The sequence below is a fragment of the Nocardia sp. Tas62D01 genome, assembly GCF_055232035.1.
The window spans coordinates 3267960-3289346 of sequence record NZ_JBUYUZ010000001.1 but is presented as its reverse complement, the minus strand read 5'-3'; the positions used below and the strand labels follow the sequence as shown (position 1 = coordinate 3289346).

The 21387-nt window shown below is 65.8% G+C and carries 21 protein-coding genes; 11 read left to right on the top strand and 10 right to left on the bottom strand.

All coding sequences use genetic code 11. The annotated features are described in order from the left end of the window. Positions 1-36 precede the first annotated feature (36 nt). The 7 genes from ACV7NQ_RS16075 to ACV7NQ_RS16045 all read left to right on the top strand — a co-directional run bounded on the left by ACV7NQ_RS16075 (position 37) and on the right by ACV7NQ_RS16045 (position 7806). Positions 37-1530 (top strand): MCE family protein, encoded by a 1494-nt coding sequence (locus ACV7NQ_RS16075; RefSeq protein ID WP_463360406.1) that lies wholly within the window; start codon positions 37-39, stop codon positions 1528-1530. After that, positions 1527-2555, top strand: coding sequence for an MCE family protein (locus ACV7NQ_RS16070; protein WP_463360405.1), 1029 nt, complete (start codon positions 1527-1529; stop codon positions 2553-2555). The genes ACV7NQ_RS16075 and ACV7NQ_RS16070 overlap by 4 nt, the downstream gene beginning before the upstream one ends. Then, complete coding sequence (locus ACV7NQ_RS16065; protein ID WP_463360404.1) at positions 2552-3547, top strand: MCE family protein; 996 nt, start codon at positions 2552-2554, stop codon at positions 3545-3547. The genes ACV7NQ_RS16070 and ACV7NQ_RS16065 overlap by 4 nt, the downstream gene beginning before the upstream one ends. Beyond that, a complete protein-coding gene (locus ACV7NQ_RS16060; RefSeq protein ID WP_463360403.1) occupies positions 3544-4635 on the top strand; it encodes an MlaD family protein in 1092 nt (363 codons plus the stop codon). Before ACV7NQ_RS16065 ends, ACV7NQ_RS16060 begins: the two co-directional genes overlap by 4 nt. Then, positions 4632-5735: an MCE family protein gene (locus tag ACV7NQ_RS16055; RefSeq protein WP_463360402.1), complete on the top strand. Its 1104-nt coding sequence runs from the start codon at positions 4632-4634 to the stop codon at positions 5733-5735. Before ACV7NQ_RS16060 ends, ACV7NQ_RS16055 begins: the two co-directional genes overlap by 4 nt. Continuing rightward, complete coding sequence (locus ACV7NQ_RS16050) at positions 5732-6910, top strand: MlaD family protein (protein ID WP_463360401.1); 1179 nt, start codon at positions 5732-5734, stop codon at positions 6908-6910. The genes ACV7NQ_RS16055 and ACV7NQ_RS16050 overlap by 4 nt, the downstream gene beginning before the upstream one ends. Positions 6911-7044: 134 nt before the next feature. After that, positions 7045-7806: a hypothetical protein gene (locus ACV7NQ_RS16045; RefSeq protein WP_463360400.1), complete on the top strand. Its 762-nt coding sequence runs from the start codon at positions 7045-7047 to the stop codon at positions 7804-7806. A 99-nt stretch (positions 7807-7905) separates the two neighbouring features. Here ACV7NQ_RS16045 and ACV7NQ_RS16040 read toward each other — a convergent pair whose 3' ends face one another. The 7 genes from ACV7NQ_RS16040 to ACV7NQ_RS16010 form a co-directional block, all read right to left on the bottom strand. Then, the gene (locus tag ACV7NQ_RS16040; RefSeq protein WP_463360399.1) at positions 7906-8505 is read right to left on the bottom strand and encodes a ribonuclease H family protein; all 600 of its coding nucleotides are present in this window, start codon (positions 8503-8505) and stop codon (positions 7906-7908) included. Between the two features lie 10 nt (positions 8506-8515). After that, complete coding sequence (locus ACV7NQ_RS16035; protein ID WP_463360398.1) at positions 8516-8986, bottom strand: SRPBCC family protein; 471 nt, start codon at positions 8984-8986, stop codon at positions 8516-8518. Between the two features lie 130 nt (positions 8987-9116). After that, positions 9117-10307: an L-2-hydroxyglutarate oxidase gene (gene lhgO, locus ACV7NQ_RS16030; RefSeq protein ID WP_463360397.1), complete on the bottom strand. Its 1191-nt coding sequence runs from the start codon at positions 10305-10307 to the stop codon at positions 9117-9119. Positions 10308-10332: 25 nt separating this feature from the next. Continuing rightward, positions 10333-11106: a hypothetical protein gene (locus ACV7NQ_RS16025; RefSeq protein ID WP_463360396.1), complete on the bottom strand. Its 774-nt coding sequence runs from the start codon at positions 11104-11106 to the stop codon at positions 10333-10335. A 347-nt stretch (positions 11107-11453) separates the two neighbouring features. Further along, positions 11454-12245 (bottom strand): TIGR03084 family metal-binding protein, encoded by a 792-nt coding sequence (locus ACV7NQ_RS16020; RefSeq protein WP_463360395.1) that lies wholly within the window; start codon positions 12243-12245, stop codon positions 11454-11456. 143 nt (positions 12246-12388) lie between these two features. After that, positions 12389-13744 (bottom strand): hypothetical protein, encoded by a 1356-nt coding sequence (locus ACV7NQ_RS16015; protein WP_463360394.1) that lies wholly within the window; start codon positions 13742-13744, stop codon positions 12389-12391. A gap of 184 nt (positions 13745-13928) precedes the next feature. After that, positions 13929-14246, bottom strand: coding sequence for a hypothetical protein (locus ACV7NQ_RS16010; protein ID WP_463360393.1), 318 nt, complete (start codon positions 14244-14246; stop codon positions 13929-13931). Positions 14247-14370: 124 nt separating this feature from the next. Between ACV7NQ_RS16010 and lon the strand changes: the two genes are divergently transcribed. Continuing rightward, positions 14371-16848, top strand: coding sequence for an endopeptidase La (gene lon, locus ACV7NQ_RS16005; protein WP_463360392.1), 2478 nt, complete (start codon positions 14371-14373; stop codon positions 16846-16848). A 64-nt stretch (positions 16849-16912) separates the two neighbouring features. Here the strand turns inward: lon and ACV7NQ_RS16000 are convergent, their stop codons facing one another. Both ACV7NQ_RS16000 and ACV7NQ_RS15995 read right to left on the bottom strand, forming a co-directional pair. Then, positions 16913-17695, bottom strand: coding sequence for an alpha/beta fold hydrolase (locus tag ACV7NQ_RS16000; RefSeq protein ID WP_463360391.1), 783 nt, complete (start codon positions 17693-17695; stop codon positions 16913-16915). A 14-nt stretch (positions 17696-17709) separates the two neighbouring features. Continuing rightward, a complete protein-coding gene (locus ACV7NQ_RS15995; RefSeq protein WP_463360390.1) occupies positions 17710-18006 on the bottom strand; it encodes a DUF1707 domain-containing protein in 297 nt (98 codons plus the stop codon). 104 nt (positions 18007-18110) lie between these two features. Between ACV7NQ_RS15995 and ACV7NQ_RS15990 the strand changes: the two genes are divergently transcribed. Together ACV7NQ_RS15990 and ACV7NQ_RS15985 are read left to right on the top strand one after the other, a co-directional pair. After that, positions 18111-19184: a DNA polymerase IV gene (locus ACV7NQ_RS15990; protein ID WP_463360389.1), complete on the top strand. Its 1074-nt coding sequence runs from the start codon at positions 18111-18113 to the stop codon at positions 19182-19184. Between the two features lie 75 nt (positions 19185-19259). Beyond that, positions 19260-20255, top strand: a complete 996-nt coding sequence (locus tag ACV7NQ_RS15985) for an oxidoreductase (RefSeq protein ID WP_463365688.1) — start codon at positions 19260-19262, stop codon at positions 20253-20255. Between the two features lie 95 nt (positions 20256-20350). Here ACV7NQ_RS15985 and ACV7NQ_RS15980 read toward each other — a convergent pair whose 3' ends face one another. After that, the gene (locus tag ACV7NQ_RS15980) at positions 20351-20527 is read right to left on the bottom strand and encodes a hypothetical protein (protein ID WP_463360388.1); all 177 of its coding nucleotides are present in this window, start codon (positions 20525-20527) and stop codon (positions 20351-20353) included. A 123-nt stretch (positions 20528-20650) separates the two neighbouring features. On the opposite strand from ACV7NQ_RS15980, the gene ACV7NQ_RS15975 reads away from it, so the two are divergent. Further along, the gene (locus ACV7NQ_RS15975) at positions 20651-21382 is read left to right on the top strand and encodes a TetR/AcrR family transcriptional regulator (RefSeq protein ID WP_463360387.1); all 732 of its coding nucleotides are present in this window, start codon (positions 20651-20653) and stop codon (positions 21380-21382) included. Positions 21383-21387 lie beyond the last annotated feature (5 nt).

The following is a 21387-nucleotide window of genomic DNA, read 5'->3' as shown; positions in this document are numbered from 1 at the left end:
AGAATGATCATCGATCCGAGTGGGCGCGGACCCACCATGCGGCAGTTGCTCATCGCGGGCGTCTGCGGGCTGGTTGTCTTCGCGTTGATCCTGGGCTTTCTGATGGCCCGCTACCGCGGCTATTTCGTGCCGAAGGTGAACGTGGTCGCCAATCTGACCACCACCGGCGACGGACTGCCGAGCCAGGCGGACGTGAAGTTCCGCGGCGTGCTGGTCGGTGCGGTCAAGAATGTCGACATTGCCGCCAAGGGCGAGCAGCAGAAGGTCAAGATCGAGCTGAAGCCGGAGTTCGCCGGTGACATCCCGTCGAATGTGACCGCCCGCGTGGTGCCGAGCAACCTGTTCGCCGTCACCTCCGTGGAACTGGTCTTCAACGGCCCCGCCGACCAATACCTGCACGAGGGTTCGCAGATCGCCGAGGACCGCAGCCAGGGCACCATCGCGCTGCAGGACACCCTCACCACGGTGCGCACCATCCTCGACAAGATCGACCCGCTGCAGTTCGGCCGCGTGCTCGGTACGCTGTCGCAGGCGCTCGACGGTAGCGGCCGGATGCCCGGATCCACCATCGAGCGGTTGGACCGCTGGCTGCAGGCCGTCGACGACTCGATCCCGGATCTCGGTGTGCTACTGAATGATTTCTCCACCTCCTTCCACGCGCTCAACCAGTCGGCGCCTGAACTGGTCGACGTGCTCGGCAGCTCAGTGAAGACCGCGCAGACCATCGCCGACCGGCGGACCGCGCTGATCGCGCTGATCTCCAACGGGGCAGGCACGGTGGACACCGTGAACGCCCTGTTCGCCCGCAACGGTGACGTGGGCAAGCAGGTGACCGCGGGTACCAGCGACATGTTCGGAGCGCTTGCGGCCGACCCGAATTCGATCCCGGAGGCGATCGCCAGCCTGAACACCTCGCTGCGCAAGCTGAACACGACCTTCCACTGGGGTCCGCAGCGCCAGATGGTGTGGAACGCGGGCATCACCCTCACCCCGTACAAGCCGTACGCCTTGGAAGACTGCCCGCGCTACGGCAGCCTGGCCGGCCCGAGCTGTGTCACCGCGCCGACCATCGCCGATCCCGGTTACCTGCCGGAGTCGATGCGGCCGCGCGCTTTGGATTCGGCGGCGGGTCTGCCGAAGTTGCCGCTGCCCGCCGGGCTGCCGGAGATCCCGGGCGTGACGACGCCGGGTGGGACCGCGAATGCCGCGGCGGGGATTCCGGGACTGACGGGTCCGCGGCCGACGAGTCCGCTCGCGGGCACGCCGTTGGAAGGGCTGTTCCCGCAGCTGTTCCCGCCCGCTCCTGGCGCCGCCCCCGCACCCGCTCCGGCGGCAGGACAGCCCGCGCCGGAAGGCGGGTTGCCAGCCAAACCAGCGAGCGCCTCCGCGGCAGGTCCCATTTCGTACGAAGGAGATGCCGCGATCACCGCGCTGCTCGGCCGCCGTCCGACGACCGCCGAATATCTGTTGCTGAGTTCGGCGCTGCGCGGGGGAACCCTGCAGATCACCGAAAGCGGTGAGGGCAAATGAGCATTCGCAAACCGCTGATCGGGTTCGGTCTGTTCGCGATCGTCTCGATCCTGGTGACCGTGGTCATCTGGAACACCCTGGCGCGGGTGGTGGACGGTGATACCAACACCTACTCCGCCACTTTCAGCGACGTGCTCGGCCTGCGTCCCGGCGACGATGTCCGCATGGCGGGCGTCCGGGTCGGCAAGATCGAGAAGATCGAACTCGACGGCAAGAACGACGCCAAGGTGACGTTCATCGTGCAGCGCAACCAGACGGTGTACGACGACACCAAAGCCCTGGTGCGCTACCAGAACCTGATCGGCCAGCGCTATATCGCGCTGGCCCAGGGCAAGTCGGCCAGCCCGGCCCCGTTGAAGAACAACGCCAGCATTCCGCTGGAGCGCACCGAACCGTCCTTCGACGTGTCGGCGCTGCTCAACGGATTCCAGCCGCTGTTCCAGGTATTGCAGCCCGAGCAGGTGAACAGGCTGTCGGAAACCTTCATCCAGGCATTGCAGGGCGACGGTGTTTCGTTGAGCGCGTTCGTCACTCAGGCCGCGACCCTGGCTACGGATTTCCAGCGCCGGGACGCCATTCTCAGCGATGTGATCACCAACCTCAGCGGCGTCATGCAGGGGTTGGCCAAGCGAGGTGATGAATTGGAGACCCTGGTTACCCAGACCCGGGCACTGATCGGCGGTCTGTACGACCAGGGTCAGTCGCTGCAGCAGTCCACGATGCAGATCGCGGACGCGACCGGCGCGCTGGTCGACATGGTCGGCAAGGTGCAGCCGAAGCTCGAGGCCGCGCAGGACTCCACCACTTCCGCGCTGACGCTGCTGATCGCCAACGGCGCCAAGCTCGACCAGGCCGCGATCGACCTGCCCGGGATCCTGGCGAATATCGGTAAGTTCACCCAGGACGGCGCCTACGCGAACGCCTATATGTGCCGCCTGGATGTGTCTCTGTACGGAATCCTGCTCCCCCGCGGTCTGCTCCCACAGATCGGCGGCAACGGGCAGTCGGCGGTGTGCCGCCCATGACGACGATCAAGTCCAGGTTCAACAACAACCGCAACCTCTGGCTCGGCGTACTCGGTGCGATCCTCATCGTCGGTCTGCTGGTCGGCTCGACCGTCTACAAGCAGCTCGGCGTCGGTGAGAACACGATCAAGGCCGAGTTCGCGCAGACCGCCGGGGTCAAGGTCGGCGACAAGGTTAATGTCGCGGGTGTCCCGATGGGTCACGTGGCGGGCGCGAAGCTCGAGGGCGGGCATGTCCTGCTGTCGCTGAGCGTGAACAACAACGTGAAGTTCGGTCCGGACGCCCACGCGTCGATCAAGATGGCGACGCTGCTCGGCGCCAGGTATGTGGATGTCGAGCCGGGCGACGGTTCGGGCCTCAAGGGCAGCCGGATTCCGTTGTCCAACACCTCGGTTCCGTACAATCTGGCCGACGTCGTCGAGGTCGGCACCCCGAAGTTCGAGGCGCTCGACACCAAGAAGCTGGCCACCTCGCTGGACATGATCAACCAGCAGATGGGCGATTCGCCCGCGCTCATGTCGCAGGCGCTCGACAGCGTCGGCGCTTTGGCCAAGGTGATGGATTCGCGCAAGACCGAAGTGGACGGCCTGCTCAAGGATCTCGACCGGGTCACCCAGATCCTCGGCGACAACCGCAACAGCGCACTGCTGGTGATCACCCAGGGCGAGGCCATCGCCAACCGGGTGATGGAGCGCCAGGGTCTGCTGCGTCAGCTGCTCGACAATGTGTCGAGGCTGAGCAGGCAGCTGCAGGAGATCGGCGCGTCGAACAACAATCAGCTCGGCCCGACTATCGAGCAGCTGAACACCATGGCCGAGGGCCTGCAGAAGAACAAGGACAACCTCGACCGGCTGCTGACGATCATGCCGGTGTCGGTGCGCCAGTTCAACAATGCGTTCGGCAACGGTCCGTACGGTGAGGTCGGCTTGCCGTGGGGCTTCCCCGACAACTGGTTGTGCTTCGCCCACATGATCGAGGGGTGCCAGGGATGAGCTTCCGTACCGTCGCAAAGACGTTGATGATCAGCGCCGCGGCGCTGGCCGTCGGCAGTTGCTCCATCCTGCCGCATTCGGCGAACGACGCGCTGGGCAACACCATGCACATCACCGCGGATTTCGAGAACATCGCGGGCATGTACGAGGGCAACCCGGTCACCGTGCTCGGCCTCGAGGTCGGCAAGGTCGACAAGATCGTGCCGAAGGGCACGCTGGTCGAGGTGCACCTGTCGATCGACTCCGGCGTGAAGATTCCGAAAGACGCGATGGCCGCGATTATTTCGCCGTCCATCGTGACCGACCGGCACATCGAACTCACCCCCGTGTACACCCAGGGCGAGACCATGTCCGACGGTACGCATCTGCCCAAGGCGAAGACCAAGACACCGGTCGAGCTGGACACGATGATCAAGACCATCGATCAGTTCGCCGCCGCGCTGAAACCGGAGCCGGGCACCGAGGGCATCGGCCCGCTGTCGGGCCGGGTGCTCTACCCGATGCTCAACGGCCAGGGCGAGAAGATGCGCGACACCCTCAATGCGCTCTCCGGCGCACTGAAGGTCGGTGTCGACAACAAGGACGCGGTCTCCAACATCATCGTCAAGCTCAACGACTTGACCACCATGCTGGCCGAGAACGACCAGTCGGTCCGCGATTTCAGCAACCGGATGACCCAGATGACGGGGCTGCTCGCGGATCAGGCGCCCGGCCTGCAGGCAACGCTGCAACAGCTCAACGACTTCCTGAACAACACCAGCTCGGTGTTCGCGCAGTACCAGGACCAGCTGTCGAGTTCGCTCACCGGGCTGACCAAGGTGACCGATCAGCTGCGCGCCAATGCCCGCGGCCTCACTGAGGTCGTCGACCTCGCGCCGTTGCTGATGCAGAACCTCGATCGGTCGATGAACCGGGAGCAAGGTTACGTCCGGCTACACGGCAATATCCAGACCTTTCTCAACGGCGAGCTGTTGAGCGTGTTCTGTGAACGGATTCAGATGAAGTCGGACGGGTGCCGGACCGGAAAGCTCGAGGACCTCGGACCCGACCTCGGAATGACGGCCGCACTGCTGGGGATGACCAAATGACCAACCGGCTGACCAAGAAAGTGTGCCGCACCCTTATCGCCGCGGCAGCCGTGGCCGGCGTGGCCGTGACCTCCGGGTGCGGATTCACGGTGGAGAAGCTGCCGCTGCCCAAGCCCGGTGCGAGCGGCGAAACCTACACTCTGCACGCAGTTTTCGCGAATGCGCTGAACCTGCCCGATCAGGCGAAGGTGAAGATCGGCGGTTCCGATGTCGGCGTGGTGTCCAACATCAGGACACAGAACTTCCAGGCCATCGTGGACCTGACGATCAGCAAGGACATCGAGCTGCCCACCGGCAGCACGGCCGAACTCCGGCAGGCCACGCCGCTCGGTGACGTCTTCGTCTCGGTGATCAAGCCCAAGACGGAATCCGGCACCCAGATCCTGCACGACGGCGACACCCTCGGCCTGGACAAGACCTCGGCCGGCGCCACGGTCGAGGAACTGCTGATCTCGGTGTCCATGCTGTTCAACGGCGGCGGAATCGCCGCCCTCAGCAAGCTGACCTCGGAAATGGATTCCATCGTCGGCGGCCGTGGTGACCAAATGGCGCACCTGATCAAAGAGATGACCGGTGTCGTCGGCAGTTTGAACGCCAACACCACCCGCGTCGACAATGTGCTGAACCAATTCAGCGCGCTGGCCACCACCATCGAGACAAGGCGCTCGGAACTCGGCCAGGTCGCTGACACACTGCCGCAGATGATCGGCGCCGTGGCCGAAAACAACAGGGCCATCGGCGATCTGCTGTCCAAGATTTCGGTGACCAGTGCCGCGCTCGACGACTACGCCACCAACTCGGGCGATCAGCTTGGTAGCTTGCTCGACAACGTGCACAAGCTGATGGACGCGCTGTCGAAGACCGAGCAGAACTTCGGACCCGCGCTCGACGCGCTGCACGAAATCAAGCCCGGCATCGACGCGTCGTTCAAGGGCAACAGCCTCGCCGTCTACGCGACCGCGACGAATCTCGATCTCAGCGTGCTCAGCGATCCGGCACACGGCAAGATCCAGGATCTCCGTGACGTGCAAGACCTGGCAGGCAGTCTGATCACCGTCCTGCAGTTGATTCAAGCGCGAGTGACGGGGACCTACAAGTGAGCTGGCTGGGCAATCTGTTTCGGCGCAAGCTGCTGCTGTCGAGTATCGGCCTGGTGCTGGTGTTCATCCTCGGCGCCACGTATCTGCTGGTGAGCGTCATGCGGGTTAATCCGCTGAAATCCAACTATACCGTCACGGTGAACCTGGACCGCTCGGGTGGTCTGCAGCCGGGCAATGATGTGACGCTGCGCGGATACCGGATCGGCAAGGTGACCTCGATCCAGCTGACCGACCGCGGCCAGTCCATCACGGCCAAGGCGCAAATCGATTCGAAGTACACGATTCCCGTCGATACCGCGATCGCGGTGCAGGCCCTGTCCGGCGCCGGTGAGCAGTACATCGACTTCCGGCCGGGCAGCGAGCAGGGTCCGTTCCTGCACGACGGCTCGGTCATCAAGTTCGATCCGGAGAAGATCAAGACGCCGACCCCGGTGTGGTCGGTGCTGGACAACTCCAGCGCGCTCATCGCGCAGATCGATCCGGACAAGTTCGGGACCATCCTCTCCGAACTCGACACCGCACTCAGCGGTGGCCCGGATCAGTTGCGCGGCTTGGTGAATGGGATCAGCCTGGCCATGGCGGGTTTCGATTCGCTGCTGCCGCAGACCACCAACCTGATCACCAATCTGCGCACCATCGCGGACACCACCTCGAACGCGCAGCCTGATCTGGCGACCTTGACCCGAAATTCGGGCGCGTTGTTCGACCAGTTCAACAACGCCAATGCCGAGCTGCAGACGATCCTGGAGCAGGCACCGGGGCAGCTGACCAGCCTTGGCGCGGTGCTGGACAAGACCGCCGATCCGATCACCAGCCTGGCCGCGAACTTCTCGGCGATGACCAAGGCCGCGCAGTTGCGTATTCCGGCGCTGCAGGCTCTGTTCCCATCCTTGAATGTCGGTCTCTCGGCCGCGGGTGTGCCCGCGCACGACAACGAGTTCTTTACCATCGTCGATATCTGGGTTCGGCCGATCTGCCAGTACAAGCACACGCCGATCCGTAACGAGGTCGTGCAGGACGGCTCGCTGCCCAAGTGGAACTACTGCGAGAATCCGCCGCCCGGCCTGCAGATTCGTGGTTCGGCAAATGCGCCGCGACCGGACGTGCCCGACAATGGAGCCCAGATGCCACCGGGCGCGAACCCGAATGACATGACGCCTCCGCCGCTGCGGTGAGTCAACCCCGGTCCGGTGGTGAATTCCCCGGCCGGGGATACTGCGTCCGCAGAGTGCGAACGGTTCGCCGGAAACGGGCTGACAAGGCAAAATCGGCGCGCTCGAGCGCGCCGGGAAAGTGCAGGATTGTATCGATGTCCAACGATGACGCTGGATCCAAGAACCCCGAATCGGATAAGGAAGGCGGGGTCGAGGACACCACTGCCACCGAAACCACCGCCGAGAACAGCCCCGAGACCGACGACAAGACGATCGACCTCGAGAAGTCGTCGGCCGAGCCCGCTACCGACGCGCCCGCCGCGGACAAAGATGCCGCCGCCGCGAAGTCTGCCGAGCCGGCGCAGGACAGCGCGGGCGACGCTCCGAAGGGCCGCCGCTTCGGCCTGGTCCCGGTGATCTCCGCCTTCGTGGCAGGCATCCTGCTGGTGGCGGCGGTAACCGCCGTCGTCGTGTTCTACCTGCAGGCCACCGACCGCGGCGACAAGTTGGCCGCACAGGCCGATGCCACCAAGGCCGCGTGCGAATACGGTCGCCTTATCTCCACCTACGACCCGCAGACCATCGACGACTATCTGAAGAAGGTGGACGCCGCCTCGACCGGCGATTGGAAGGACACCTTCAGCAAGATCGGCCAGGACCTGAAGGGCGTGGTCGTCGATGCCAAGGCCAAGTCGTCCACCTACGACATGCAGTGCGGCTTCCAGTCCGGTGACAAGAACAACGCCACCGTGCTAGTGGTGATCGGCCAGACCACCACCAACGTGAACATCGCCGCGGCGAACAAGCCGCCGAGCCAGGTCGAACTCGTAGTGGTCGCTGGGCTCGAGAAGCAGGGCGACAAATGGCTGGTCAACAAGTTCGACCTGCCGATCCTGAAGCAGCTCGGCAACAACTGACCGGCTAGCTGATCTCCGAAACACCCCCGGCGGTGGGCGAATAGCTCCACCGCCGGAGGTTTTTCGGCGGACCTGCGCTCCGTTCGCGCCGCGGCGGACTCAGAACAGAGTCAATGTCTGAGGCGCCGCCGGTGCGACCGGCTTCCCCGCGGCCCGCGGCCCGGGAGTCTTTTCTTTTTCGGCTTCGGTCACCATCGGAAGGTCAGCGACGGTCGGCAGCTCCGCCACCGTCGGCAGTTCCGCGGTGGCCATTTCGCTGCCCGCGGCTGTCACTGCGGCCTGCCTGGCCGCCTCACCCGCGAGTGCGTCGGCCTGCTCGTTGAAGTAGTTGCCGACATGTCCACGCACCCAGCGGAACCGGACCGGTCCCGGCCGAGTGGCGATGGCCCGGTCGATTTGCTTGATGAGTTCGACGTTCTTCACCGCGCCGCCGGTGGAGGTGCGCCAGCCGTTGACCCGCCAGCCCGAGATCCATTCCGACGCGCACTTGATGGCGTAGAGCGAATCGCTTTCGATGAAGAGGGGCTCCTCACCGGGGTGCGCGAGAATCGCCTCCAGCACTGCGCCAAGCTCCGCGACCTGATTGGTTCCTGATGCGGCTCCCCCGCTGCGCGAGGAGCCCTGATGATTGACCCAAGCCCAGCCGATGGCGCCACCGGGGTTGCGGAGGCAGGATCCGTCGGTGCTCACGATGATCATGTCTGGCACCTTACGCAATCCGACCGACAAGATCGGTACCGTGGAATTCCTCTATCTCCCTTCGCAACTGAGCCTCGGTGCGGCGCAGTGCCGATTTCACGGCGGAGTCCACCAAACCGAGACACAGACGGCCGACGAAGCCGCTCGGTGGAGCGTACTCCGCCTCGGACGTCAGTACCGACTGTCCACAGCCGAGTGGATCGAACCGCAGTGTGAGTGTTCCAGACAACCGGCCGCGCAGCGTGTAGCCGATCACCGCATCGCGCCGGTATTCGGTGATCTCGCAGGACATCGTGTGATGCCACAGCGCAAGCCGTGTGGTGGTCGTGAAGTTGGCGCCGAGGCCCTGGTCGATCTCGCCCGTAGGTTCGAAGCCTGCGACACCGAACATCCAGTTCGGCACGAACAGGTGGTTGTCGGTGTAGGTGAAGGCGACCTCGACGGGCGCTCCGACGTCACTCGCGTACTTGATATGGCCCATAGGCCCTCCCTGTTCCACGGCTGCGCTAAAAGTACTACAGCTCTCCTCTTTATTGGAGGATTGCCCAGGATTCGGTTTGTCGGGTTTCCGCATTGCTACCGGGCGGTTGCTTGGTTGCTCACGGATGGCCTCAGAGCTGATCGACCAGATACTCGGCGATCGGCATGGCCGAGGTCGCCGCCGGGGACGGTGCATTCAGCACATGGATCGACCGCGGCGTGCGCTCGATCAGGAAGTCGTGCACCAGGGTGCCGTCGCGCATCACCGCCTGCGCCCGGATGCCCGCCTCGCGCGGCCGCAGATCCGCGGCCGTCAGCTCGGGACAGTACCGTCGGCATTCGGCCAGATAGCCGCGCTTGAACAGTGAGTTGCGCAACTCGCGTGCCCCGGTGCGCAGATGCGCGCGGGCCGCCCGGTGGAACCCGGCGAAGCCGAGCACCTCACGGGCGTCGCGGGCATTGAAGCTGCCCTTGCGGTAGCCCTCCCTGGCCAGCCCGAGCACCGCGTTGGGGCCGACGGTCAGCTCGCCGTCGATGGTTGGGCTCAGGTGGACGCCGAGAAACGGCAGGCCCGGATCGGGGATCGGGTAGATCAGCGTGCGCACCAGCCCGGCCCGTTCAGGCGGCAGCCGGTAGTACTCGCCGCGGAACGGCACGATGCGGAAATCGGTGCGCAGGCCCGCCAGCCTGGCCATTCGATCGGCCTGCAGTCCCGCGCAGACCACCAGGGTGCGTGCGGTCCACGACCCCGACGGACCGGATACCGTCACCGCGTCGTCGGTCTCGATGATCGAGTCGATCTCGGCGCCGAGCACGATCTGTCCGCCCGCCGCGCGGATCTCCTCGGCAAGCGCCGTGGTGACGCGGGTGTAGTCGACGATGCCGGTGCTCGGCACGAACAGGGCGCCGACGCCGGTAACCCGCGGTTCGCGGCGGGTGAGTTCGGCCGCGTCGAGCAGTTCGACGTCCACGCCATTGGTCACCGACCGCTCGTGCAGTGCGAGCATCCGCTCGTGTTCGGCGGAGTCGGTGGCCACCAGCAACTTTCCGCAGACCTCGAACGGAATATCGTTCGCCGCGGCGAAATCCTTCGTCCACTGCGCGCCCTGCCTGCACAGCCTGGCCTTCAAACTATCCGGAGGATAGTAGATGCCGGAATGGATGACACCGCTGTTGTGTCCGGTCTGATGGGTGGCCAGCGCGGCGGCCTTGTCGACGAGCACGAGGCTTGCGCCGGGATGCCGCCGCAGGATGCGATGTGCGGTCGCCACCCCGACGATCCCGCCCCCGACTACGCAGAAGTGGTGTTCGGCTGTCGTCACACGTTGATGGTGCCACGCGCGATGGTCAGGCTGGACGCGTTGCCGAGTCATCGGGCGCCGCAGGGGTTTCGGGTACCGTGGCCTCGGTCGTCGCCTCGGTGTGCGCAGGCGACGTCGCCTCCACCGCAGGGCTCGGGGTGTTCTCCGGGGCCGGTGCGGAGTAGGTGTTCTCCGGGGCCGGTGCGGAGTAGCGGTTCGCACGCAGCGAGTGGTCACCGAGGGTTGGGTCGGAGAACGTCAGCGTGACCTCGCCGTGGGTGTCGAATTCGGTCCGGACCCGCGTGGTCGCGGCGGGGTCGGTGGTGACGCCGAGACGCTTCCTGATCGGCTCGGACAGCACGAAATTCGTCAGCGTGGCCAGGGCATTGGTGTCCACGGAGAGCGCGACGGTGTCGGCGCGGACCGGAGCCAATTGCGCACCGATATAGGTGGTGCCGAGCCGGAGCTTCCCGCCCAGCGCGCTCGACGCGCTGGGCGCCGGGTCGGCTTGGAGCGCCTCAGTTTCCGCGGCAGCGGCAGCGGTGTCGATATCGGCGGGCGCCCGCATGAATATCGCTGGGAGATCGCGGCTTCCGCCGGTCAGCATGGCCTCCGACGGCCCCGGGCCGGTGGGCGGGATGACGTCCCGGACCGCGGGCGCGGGCGCGGGCGGTGCCGAGAGTTCGCTGCCCGCCCGGTGGGTGTCCGCCATCTGGTTCACGATGTAGGCCCCGGAGGCGACGGTGAGGCTGAGGCTGGCTGCACCGGCGAGCACGATCGCGGCATGCCGAACGACCTGGGCAGGCGTGTGTGCAGTCACGATGCTTTCCTTTCCTCCGCCCCTGGTCCTTGCGGCGCGGCCCGCATCGTTGAAAGCCGTACGCTTGTCCAGGTTACGGTGTAGCCCGCGGGGCCACCGCGTCGGTGAGATCAGCATCACAAAGTCGCGCGAACGACGTCGTCAGCGGCGGGTCCCCGCCCGATTTTTCGCATTGTTCATGTTTCCATCAGCTGTCGGGCGGGTAAACCCAGATAGCTGGCGAGCGTCATTCTCGACTGCCACATTGAGACACCCGGCCAATGGCGTCCGGCCGTCGACACGAACGGCGCACCCAAGTGTGGCGCTCGCCCGCTCCCGAAGCCGGGTGGTCGGGAAAATACAGCGGGTCAGGCGAACTGGCCCGCTGTCCGTCCTTCTCCGGTCTGTCCCGCGAAGGCCTGTGCGATCGTCAGCCAGTCCGCGGCATCCAGGCCAATCGTCTCCAGCGCCAGGTCGTCGCGGTGACGGCGCTGCGTCACCAGCAGGCAGAAGTCGAGGGCGGGTCCGCGCACCTGCTGCGCGGCATCGGCCGGTCCCCAGGACCAGATCGTGCCGTCGGGCGCGGTGAGTTCCACCAGGAATTCCTCGGCGGGCGGGGGCTTGCCGTGTACCGAGTAGGCGAAGTTTCTGGTTCGGACGCCGAGATGGGCGACGGTGCGCAGCCGGGCGGTGGGCGTCCTGGTGAGGCCGAGGGCGTCGGCCACATCCTGTCCGTGTGCCCAGGTCTCCATGATCCGCGCGCTGATCATCGATGCCGCGCTCATCGGCGGGCCGAACCACGGCAGTTTCCTGCCCGCGGGCACCGCGCGCAGGGCATCGGCGAGTGCGGTGCGGCCCCGGCGCCACCGGTCGAGCAGTTCCGGCGCGGGTGTGGCGGCCGCCTCCTGCGCGGCTTCATCGACAAAGGTCAGCGCCTTCGGTGCGGCCTCGGCCAGCAACCGCGTGAAGCCGGACGCGTCGGTCGCCGCCAGGATGGAAACCTCGTCGGTCCAGGTCAGATGGCCGATCTGATGGAAGATATCCCAGCCGGGCGCGGGTGTGGGGGTGGACCAGTCCTCCGGCGCCAGTGGCGCGACCAGGTGTTCCAGATCCGCGCATTCCGCGGCGAAATCACCGAGTAGCGCGTCGAGGTCAGCCATCTGTTTCCTTGCGGTCGCAGGCACACTGCTCTGTGCGCCGTCGCGCTTCAGCATCGCAGCGGGCTCAGAAAAATGCAAGCACGCGTGCTTGTATTTACGACGAGAGTTATCTGCCGAGGTGTGGTCGATCGTGAAGCCGGTGATTACCAACCGAAAAGCAGCAGGTGGGTGGCGCCGACCACGAGGCCGAGGACCGCGCCGTGCAGGTAGAGCAGCCAGGCATCCTGTTCGACCGAGGCGTAGAACATCTCCATGAACTCCCCTGGCGTGAGGTGCTGGAGCTTGCGCGCGGCGAATTCCTCGATCTTCTTGGCCTGCTCGAGGGTGAATTCCTCGTCCTCGACCAGGCTCGGCGCCAGACCGACCGCGGCGCCGGCTGCTCCGACCGTGAGATTGTCGAACTGGCGACGCCCGAAGGCGGCGCGGACCAGCGACTTGGTCGGGCCGAGCTGGCGATGGATCTCCTCGGAGATCAACCGCTCCAGCAACTGTCGCGTTTTGTCGCCGTTGGGGCCCTCGAGCAATTCCTTCGAGAGGTTCGGCAGGGTCAGCACCTGGTAGGCCAGGATGTGGGCGAGGTCGACAGCGGCCTGCGGCTGCCGTTTGGCAAGCAACGCCTGTTGCCACAGGTATTTGTAGCGGGGCTGCGGATCGCCCGGCTCGAACACCATCTTGACCGCGATGACATTGACGATCACACCGATTGCCGCCGCGGCCAACAGCACGATCACCCATCCTGGCACCCAGCCGAGCACCGGAATGCGGGCGTGCACATGCAGATACAGCGCGAGTAGCAGACCGAACGGCGCACCGAGCAGGCCGACTCGGACCATAAACTTCAGTTCCGGTGCGGCGATGGTGGTGGTCAGGTCCTTCAGGATGTAGGGATTTTCCTGCAGGTACCGGATGACGAAACTCTTGACGTCGATGAGTTGATCGACATTGTCGCCGAGTGATTCGAACGAGCGCCGGCACAATGCGGGCAGTTCCCGATCCACCCGTTGATAGACGAGCTGTTTCATGGCGCGCGGCATGGTGCGCCACAGGTCCGGATTCTCCCGGTTCATTAGCTCGTCGACCAGCGGCTGTACCTGTTTGCGGGCGAGTATCGCGATGTAGTCGGCGATGCCGTCCAGATCGAGTTCGTGAATGAAATCCTTCGGGCTGCCGATCCGCATCAGCGCTTTGTCCACACAGATGCTCGCCATTTTTTCCGCGCGTGCCGGTATGAATCCCTGAAATCCGAGTCGGCGGCCGTCGCCGGAAAATGTGGGCAGCACTTGGACCCGGCGCGGGAAATAGGGATACAGCACATGCAGGCCGGGGATCCGAATGCCACGGAACACCATGGGCCAGAAAAGCATCAGGACGCCGGTCCAGTTGGTGAGCCAGCCCGCCAATGCGCTGAAGATAGGGAAAGTGATGAGATCGACGGTGAACTTGGACTGCCCGGTGAGATTCTCCCAGTCGATGAGCACGCCCGAGGCGATAGTCGTCATCGAGGGGTCCCCCTAGTGCTGACCGGGTAGTGACATATCAAGGACACGTTCTCATCGGGTCAGGCGGAGTGTCAACGCGGGTCCGTTTCCACCCCGAGGTCCTGGATCCGGTCGAGGAGCAGCCGCTGCCTGCGCAACTGATGACGGCGGTTGCCGTGCATCGGCCGCCGCAGCAGCGGCCGACTCAGCCAAGCGACGGCGAAGACGCCGACACCTTTGACCGCCTCCTCGACGACCGAAATCGGGGTACCTGCCAGTCGATGGCGAAGCCGTCACCGGCCAGGTTCTGGATCATCCGCATGTTGCGGTCGTTGGCGAACATCGCGATGCCCGTCCCGGCCAGCGCACCCCACACGAAGCCCATGGCCAGCGGTGTTCGGATTCTGCGGTGGACGCGTAATCGGTCCAGGTGCAGGATGATCCAGCCGAAAACTAGCAGCGCGCTGCGCTCAACGATAGGCCACCAGGTAGAGCGGTCTTTCGCCCCAACGCGACCAGGCATTTCGCGGTCCGGCTCGCCGCCGACTATTCGATTCGCCCTGAGCGAACGTCGGGGGCAGCGCGGAACAAACGTGGGAGCCTCGGGGTTGACTGGGCATCGCTCAACTTTTGGAAGGGTCGACCACGTGACTACACCACAGAACCTGCCGGTGCTGTTCCTGACCGATCCGATCGTGCTGCCTGGCATGGTCGTGCCCATCGAACTGGACGAATCGGCGCAGGCCGCCATCGATGCCGCGCGTGCGGCGAAGACCGAGGCTGTGCTGCTCGCACCGCGACTCACCGAGGGCTACGCCTCCTACGGCGTGGTCGCCACCATCGAACAGGTCGGCCGGATGCGCGGTGGCGCGCCCGCCGCGGTACTGAAGGCCGAACGGCGCGCGAAGATCGGACACGGCGTGACCGGGCCCGGCGCGGCGCTGTGGGTCGAGGCCGAGCCGGTTGATACGCCCGCGACCGACGGGCGCACCAAAGAACTTGCCGTCGAATACAAGAAGCTGGTCGTCTCGGTGCTGCAGCGCCGCGAGGCATGGCAGATCATCGACGCGGTCAATCAGCTGATCGATCCGTCGGCGATCGCCGACACCGCGGGCTACGCGCCGTACCTGACCAACGATCAGAAGCGCGAACTGCTCGAAACCCCCGATGCCGCACAGCGGTTGACCACGCTGATCGAGTGGACCAAGGCGCATATCGCCGAGGCCGAGGTCACCGAGAAGATCAGCGACGATGTGCGCGAGGGCCTGGAGAAGGGCCAGCGCGAGTTCCTGCTGCGTCAGCAGCTCAACGCCATCCGCAAGGAACTCGGCGAGGACGAGCCCGACGGCGCCGACGACTACCGCGCTCGGGTCGAGCAGGCCGATCTGCCCGACAACATCCGGGCGGAGGCGCTGCGCGAGGTCGGCAGGCTGGAGCGGGCCAGCGATCAGAGCCCGGAATCCGGCTGGATCCGGACCTGGCTGGACACCGTGCTCGAGCTGCCGTGGACGGTGAAAACCACAGACAACACCGATGTTTCGGCTGCCCGCGCGGTGCTGGACGCCGACCACCACGGCCTGGACGAGGTGAAGGACCGCATGGTCGAGTACCTGGCCGTGCGTTCGCGGCGGGCCTCGCGTGGTCTGGAGGTCGTCGGTGGACGTGGCTCTGGCGCGGTGCTGGCACTGGTCGGTCCGCCCGGTGTCGGTAAGACCTCGCTGGGTGAATCAGTGGCACGGGCCATGGGACGCAAGTTCGTTCGCGTCGCCCTCGGCGGCGTGCGCGACGAGGCCGAGATCCGTGGCCACCGGCGCACCTACGTCGGCGCGCTGCCCGGTCGGATCGTCCGTGCCATCAAGGAGGCGGGATCGATGAATCCCGTTGTCCTGCTGGACGAGATCGACAAGGTCGGCTCCGACTTCCGCGGCGATCCGGCGGCGGCTTTGCTCGAGGTGCTGGATCCGGCGCAGAACCACACATTCCGCGATCACTACCTGGATCTGGATCTCGACCTGTCCGACGTGCTGTTCATCGCCACGGCGAATGTCATGGACACCATCCCCGGCCCGCTGCTGGACCGGATGGAGCTGATCACCATCGACGGTTACACCGAGGACGACAAGGTGGCCATCGCCCGCGACTTCCTCGTGCCACGGCAGCTGGAACGCAATGCGCTGACCGCCGAGGAGGTCACCGTCACCGACGCGGCACTGCGTGAGATCGCGGCCAACTACACCCGGGAAGCCGGAGTGCGGCAGATGGAGCGGTTGATCGCGAAGGCGTTGCGCAAGGCGGCGACTCGGCTGTCCGAGGATGTAATCGGCTCGGCCGCAGGTGAATCCGATGCGGTGGTGTCCGATCTGGGTTACGGCGCCGAACTGGGTTACGACACGCTGGTGAGGTCCGAGAAGTCGTCGGCAGCAGTATCTTCCGAGAGCGCCGGGGCTGTTCCGGAAGAGTCACTGACGATCGACGTCGCTGATCTGAAGGAGTACCTCGGCCGACCGCGGTTCACCCCCGACTCAGTGGAACGCACCGCGGTGCCGGGTGTGGCGACCGGACTGGCGGTCACCGGACTCGGCGGCGATGTCCTCTACATCGAGGCCAATGTCGCCGAGGGTGAGCGTTCGCTGACCCTGACCGGCCAGTTGGGTGACGTCATGAAGGAGTCGGCGCAGATCGCCCTCACCTACGTGCGTTCGCACCTGGAGGAGATCGGCATCGAGCCGTCGGTGCTCGATCGCAATATCCACGTGCACTTCCCGGCGGGCGCGGTGCCGAAGGACGGACCTTCGGCGGGCGTCACCATGGTCACCGCCCTGGTGTCGCTGGCGCTGGGCAGGCAGGTCCGCGCGGACGTCGGCATGACAGGTGAGGTCACGCTGAACGGCCGGGTGCTGCCGATCGGCGGCGTCAAGCAGAAGCTGCTCGCCGCTGCGCGTGCCGGTCTGAAGACGGTGTTCATCCCGGCCCGCAATGAGCCGGACTTGGACGACGTGCCTGCGGAAGTGTTGGCCGCCCTGGATGTTCGCCCCGTCGCCGACGTGGCCGATATCCTGGCCTACGCCATCGAGCCGGTAGCCGAACCGGCGCTGGACGGCCGGTCCTTCGCGGCTACCGCCTGATCTGATCGAAAGGGGTCGTGCACGGAAACGTGCACGACCCTTGCCGTTGTCAGCTGTGCCGTTGTCACGCGAAGAAGGCCGCCACCGGTGGTGCGACGACATCGGCGGGCGCGCCGTGGTCCGCCCCGTCGAGCACGGTGAGGTGTGCGTCGGGCAGCAATTCGGTGAGACGTGTTGCAGCCGAACCGAAGAACTCCGGGCTGGCGCCACCGAGTAACACCAGGGTCGGGATGTCCAGGGTGCGCACGACGTCGGCGGGAATCACGCCACCGCCCTCGAAGCTGTCCATGACCGCGAGGTCGTAGGGCATCGTCGGTGCCGCGGCTTGCATGCCGGGATCTCGACCGGTCGCCTCCGCCATCGCCGGTGGCATACCCGAGTTCGTCATGAAGATCGCGACAGCATCGCCAGGCCGGCCCCCTGTGATCGCCGTTTGAATCCGGTCGGCGACCGCCCGCGCGCTGTCCCTGCTCGTCTCGTTATCGCTGCCGTACGGCGGTTCGTGCAGCACCAGGCGGGTGATCGGCAACCCGGCCGCGGCGGCACGCACCGCGAGTCCGGCGCCCGACGAATGCCCGTAGACCGCTGCCTTACCGCCCACCTCGGTGATCAAAGCGGCCAGGTCCTGCACCTCGCGTTCCGGGGCGTACGGCAGGGTGTCACCGCTTTCGCCACGGCCACGGCGGTCGTAGTTGATCACGGTGAACTGTTCGGCCAGCCGGGTGGCGAGGTCGTGCGTCATGGGTCGCGCGCAGAACATGCCGCTCACCACGATGACCGGTGTGCCGTCGCCGAATCGGTCGTAGGCGATACGGGTGCCGTCGGCGGAAGTCGCGAAGTCTGTCACTGGATTCCTTTCGGTCACCTGTGTAGACAGGCTGCGCGACGCAAACTCATCGGTGTCACGACAGGAACTCCTGTGCCGGGCCGAGCCACAGCGCGTAGACGAGGTCGGGTTCCAGTTCGCGTACCGCGCCGTAGCGAGCATGCGTCCGCCACCAGCGCGCGACAGATCGCGACGAGCCGCCTGTCCAGCTCCATCAGGTCGAGTCGGCCGTCGTCGACGGCGATCTGCAGCTGTCGTGCGGCGAGTTCGCGATCGGTGTCGCCGATCCGAACCGCGGTCAGTGCTGCGGAATTGTCCTGCGCGTCGGTCATCGGAGTGCTCCCCTTGATCGTCCTCAGAAATCCTACGACTCGGGTAGCGGTTCGATCGTGGCGAATTTCCGCTGCATGTCATAGCCGTGCGGTAAGACAGACGTATGGCCAGATGGCTGCTGCACGTCGATCTCGACCAGTTCCAGGCGGCGGTGGAGTTCCGCCGTCATCCGGAACTGCGCGGGTTGCCGGTCATCGTCGGCGGAAACGGCGACCCCAAGGAGCCGCGCAAGGTCGTGACCTGTGCGTCCTATCCGGCGCGCGCCTACGGTGTGCGCGCAGGGATGGCGCTGCGCAGCGCCGAGCGCAAATGTCCCGATGGGGTGTTCCTGCCGCTGGACATGGCCACCTACGAGGAGGCATCGGACGAGGTCATGTCACTGCTGCGGACCTTTCCCGGCCGGGTCGAGGTGTGGGGCTGGGACGAGGCATTCCTCGCCGCCGACACCGACGACCCGGAGCAGCTCGCTCGCGAAATCCGAAGCGCCATTGCCGAATTGGGCCTGACGTGCGCCATCGGCATCGGTGACAACAAGCTCACGGCCAAGCTGGCGACCGGATTCGCGAAGTCCTCGGGCAAATCGTCCGCCGCACCCGCGGATACCGACGGCGCGGCCGCGGGCATCTTCCGGCTCACCGCCGCGAACTGGGTCGAGGTGATGGCGCACCGGCCGACAAATGCCCTGTGGGGCATCGGAAATCGGATCGCCGCCCGCATGGCCGAGCTGGGTATCGAGACAGTCGCTGATCTGATGGCGGCGGACCGCCACCGCCTCGCCGCCGAATTCGGCCCCAACACCGGCCCCTATCTCTGGGTGCTCGGCCACGGCAAAGGCGACACGGACGTCACGACCGAGCCACGGGTTCCGGTGGGCCGCAGCAAATCCGAAACCTTCCCGCACGACCTCACCGACCCCGACGAGATCCGTGCCCAGGTCGCGCGACTGGCCACCGAGGTTGCCGAGGAGATGGCCGCAGCGGGTCGTATCAGCACCCGGGTCTCGGTCACCGTCCGCACCAAAACCTTCTACACCAGCAGCAAACAGGAAAAACTCCCCGAGTCGACCACGGACATCGCGCTGATCGTGGAAACCGCGCTCCGCATCATCGACCGCTTCGAGCTCGACCGCCCCATCCGCCTGCTCGGTGTTCGCCTGGAACTCGTCCCCGCCGGGTAGAGCCCTGGCTACCGCAGGTCCGTTTCGACCGTGAGATTCGCCCGAGCCGACCGGGACGCTCGTATGCTCATCGGCATGGAGTTCTGGGCGATGGTGGCACACGAAACGGATAGCGGGATCGTCCTGGAGCGGCAGCAGGTCACCGAGGATTTCCTCGGCGACGGCATCGTGACGATCAAGGTGCACTACTCGAGCGCGAACTACAAGGATGCGCTGGCGATCACCCCGGGCGCGAACGTGGTCCGGAACTATCCGATCGTGCCGGGCATCGACCTCGCCGGTGAGGTCGTGACCTCCGAGGACGACGACTTCGTCCCCGGTGATCTGGTCGTGGCGCACGGCTATGACATCGGCGTCTCACACCACGGTGGCTTCGCCGAATATGCGCGCGTGCCCGCCGAGTGGGTGGTCAAGCTCGACGGCCTCAACCCCCGCGAAGCCGCCGCCATCGGCACCGCAGGATTCACCGCGGCAGCGAGCGTGCAGGCCCTGCTCGACCGCGGCCTCACCCCCGACGCCGGCCCGATGCTGGTCACCGGCGCCACCGGCGGTGTCGGCAGCGTGGCCATCGACATCCTGTCCGGCCTCGGCTTCGAGGTGATCGCCTCCACCGGCAAGACGGATGCGGGCGACCTGCTCGCCGAACTCGGCGCCAACGAAGTGATCGGCCGCCTCCCCGAAGATCCGAATGCCAAGCTCCGCCCGCTGGCGAAGGCGCAGTGGGCCGGCGCCGTGGACAGCGTCGGCGGTAAGTCTCTCGCCTTCATCCTCAGCTCCATCGGCTATGGCGGTGCGGTCGCGGTCAGCGGCCTGACCGGCGGCTCCGACCTCCCCACCAGCGTCATGCCGTTCATCCTGCGCGGCATAGCCCTGATCGGCATCGACTCCGCCTACGTCCCCATCGACAAGCGCCGCGAGCTGTGGTCCTGGCTCGGCAACGAAATACGCCCCCAACACCTTTCCACCATCGAGCACTACGCCCCCATCACCGACGCCCCCAAGGTCCTGAGCTCGATCAAGAACGGCACCCACTCCGGCCGAACGGTCTTCGGCGTCGCAGGCGAATTCTGACGGACAGAACGCGGCCTCTTTCGAGAGTCACGGCGTGCGCCAGGGATCGACCAGTTCGATTCCGGCGCCGTGGAAGTTCTTGGTGTTGCGGGTGGTCAAGGTGGCACCACCAGGATCCACTGGATGTCCTGGGCGCTCGCGTTCAGATCCGCGGCCAGCGGCGGGACCGCGACGGCTAGGACGAAATTGTCGATGACCAGGACCAGCGTGCTGAGGCACAGCACGATCAGGATCCACCAGCGCCTCGGGTTGCGGGCTGCACTCGCGTCCATCGGAATCTCTCTCAACGGTGTTAAGTACGACGTTCTCGCATTGCGAACACTGTACGCACCATGATCTACTGTTCGCGACAGTGAACGTCGTGCGCTATGCTGGCGGCAACGAAAGGAGTCGACATGCCCGTCGAGAAGCAGCAGGTCGGATCGGTGTGGACGCGCCCGCGTCGTGGGCGGGAGCAGCCCGCGCTGACCAGAGAGCAGATCGTGGCCGAGGCTGTCGCGCTACTGGACGCCGAGGGCATGGACGCGCTAAGCATGCGCCGGCTGGGTGCCCGGCTCAACGCGGGAGCTACCTCGCTGTATCGACATGTCGCCAACCGAGACGAGCTCATCGAACTGGTCGTGGACGAGGTCTACGGCGAGATCCAGGTGCCCAAGATCGATGATCCGGCCAACTGGCGCGCGGCCACCGAGATGTGCGCGGGCAGCCTGCGCGCGATGATCCTGCGCCACCCGTGGATGGCTTCGACCCTCGGCCAGGTCGGGCTGTCCTACCTCGGCCCGAATGTCATGCGGCTCAACGACCGTATGCTGGCGCTCTTCGAGACGGGCGGTTTCCCGGCGGAGGAACGCAGTGACGCCATCGGCGCCGTCATCAGTTACGTCATCGGCATCGGAGTCAGCGAGGCCGCATGGCTGACCATGCTGGCCCGCAGCGGCCAGACCGAAGGGGAGTTCCTGGCCACCCTGCGGCCCGCCGCGGAGCAGGCCGCCCACGATTACCCGAGGTTGCAGCAGACAGACGCGAACGGCTCCTGGGACCAGGACCCCGCGGCCGCCAGGGACCGCCAATTCCAGTACGGACTCGATTGCATCCTGGACGGCCTGGAGAGACGGCGAAACGTCTGAGTTCG

What these genes read in the sequence shown, in the direction of transcription:
- ACV7NQ_RS16060 (WP_463360403.1), top strand. Translation starts at nt 3,544, where the DNA reads ATGAGCTTCCGTACCGTCGCAAAGACGTTGATGATCAGCGCCGCGGCG.
- ACV7NQ_RS15995 (WP_463360390.1), bottom strand. Translation starts at nt 18,006, where the DNA reads ATGACCGACGCGCAGGACAATTCCGCAGCACTGACCGCGGTTCGGATC.
- ACV7NQ_RS15990 (WP_463360389.1), top strand. Translation starts at nt 18,111, where the DNA reads ATGGCCAGATGGCTGCTGCACGTCGATCTCGACCAGTTCCAGGCGGCG.
- ACV7NQ_RS15975 (WP_463360387.1), top strand. Translation starts at nt 20,651, where the DNA reads ATGCCCGTCGAGAAGCAGCAGGTCGGATCGGTGTGGACGCGCCCGCGT.
- ACV7NQ_RS16075 (WP_463360406.1), top strand. Translation starts at nt 37, where the DNA reads ATGCGGCAGTTGCTCATCGCGGGCGTCTGCGGGCTGGTTGTCTTCGCG.
- ACV7NQ_RS15980 (WP_463360388.1), bottom strand. Translation starts at nt 20,527, where the DNA reads ATGGACGCGAGTGCAGCCCGCAACCCGAGGCGCTGGTGGATCCTGATC.
- ACV7NQ_RS16020 (WP_463360395.1), bottom strand. Translation starts at nt 12,245, where the DNA reads ATGGCTGACCTCGACGCGCTACTCGGTGATTTCGCCGCGGAATGCGCG.
- ACV7NQ_RS16045 (WP_463360400.1), top strand. Translation starts at nt 7,045, where the DNA reads ATGTCCAACGATGACGCTGGATCCAAGAACCCCGAATCGGATAAGGAA.
- ACV7NQ_RS16055 (WP_463360402.1), top strand. Translation starts at nt 4,632, where the DNA reads ATGACCAACCGGCTGACCAAGAAAGTGTGCCGCACCCTTATCGCCGCG.
- ACV7NQ_RS16010 (WP_463360393.1), bottom strand. Translation starts at nt 14,246, where the DNA reads ATGCCTGGTCGCGTTGGGGCGAAAGACCGCTCTACCTGGTGGCCTATC.
- ACV7NQ_RS15985 (WP_463365688.1), top strand. Translation starts at nt 19,260, where the DNA reads ATGGAGTTCTGGGCGATGGTGGCACACGAAACGGATAGCGGGATCGTC.
- ACV7NQ_RS16015 (WP_463360394.1), bottom strand. Translation starts at nt 13,744, where the DNA reads ATGACGACTATCGCCTCGGGCGTGCTCATCGACTGGGAGAATCTCACC.
- ACV7NQ_RS16065 (WP_463360404.1), top strand. Translation starts at nt 2,552, where the DNA reads ATGACGACGATCAAGTCCAGGTTCAACAACAACCGCAACCTCTGGCTC.
- ACV7NQ_RS16070 (WP_463360405.1), top strand. Translation starts at nt 1,527, where the DNA reads ATGAGCATTCGCAAACCGCTGATCGGGTTCGGTCTGTTCGCGATCGTC.
- ACV7NQ_RS16040 (WP_463360399.1), bottom strand. Translation starts at nt 8,505, where the DNA reads ATGATCATCGTGAGCACCGACGGATCCTGCCTCCGCAACCCCGGTGGC.
- ACV7NQ_RS16035 (WP_463360398.1), bottom strand. Translation starts at nt 8,986, where the DNA reads ATGGGCCATATCAAGTACGCGAGTGACGTCGGAGCGCCCGTCGAGGTC.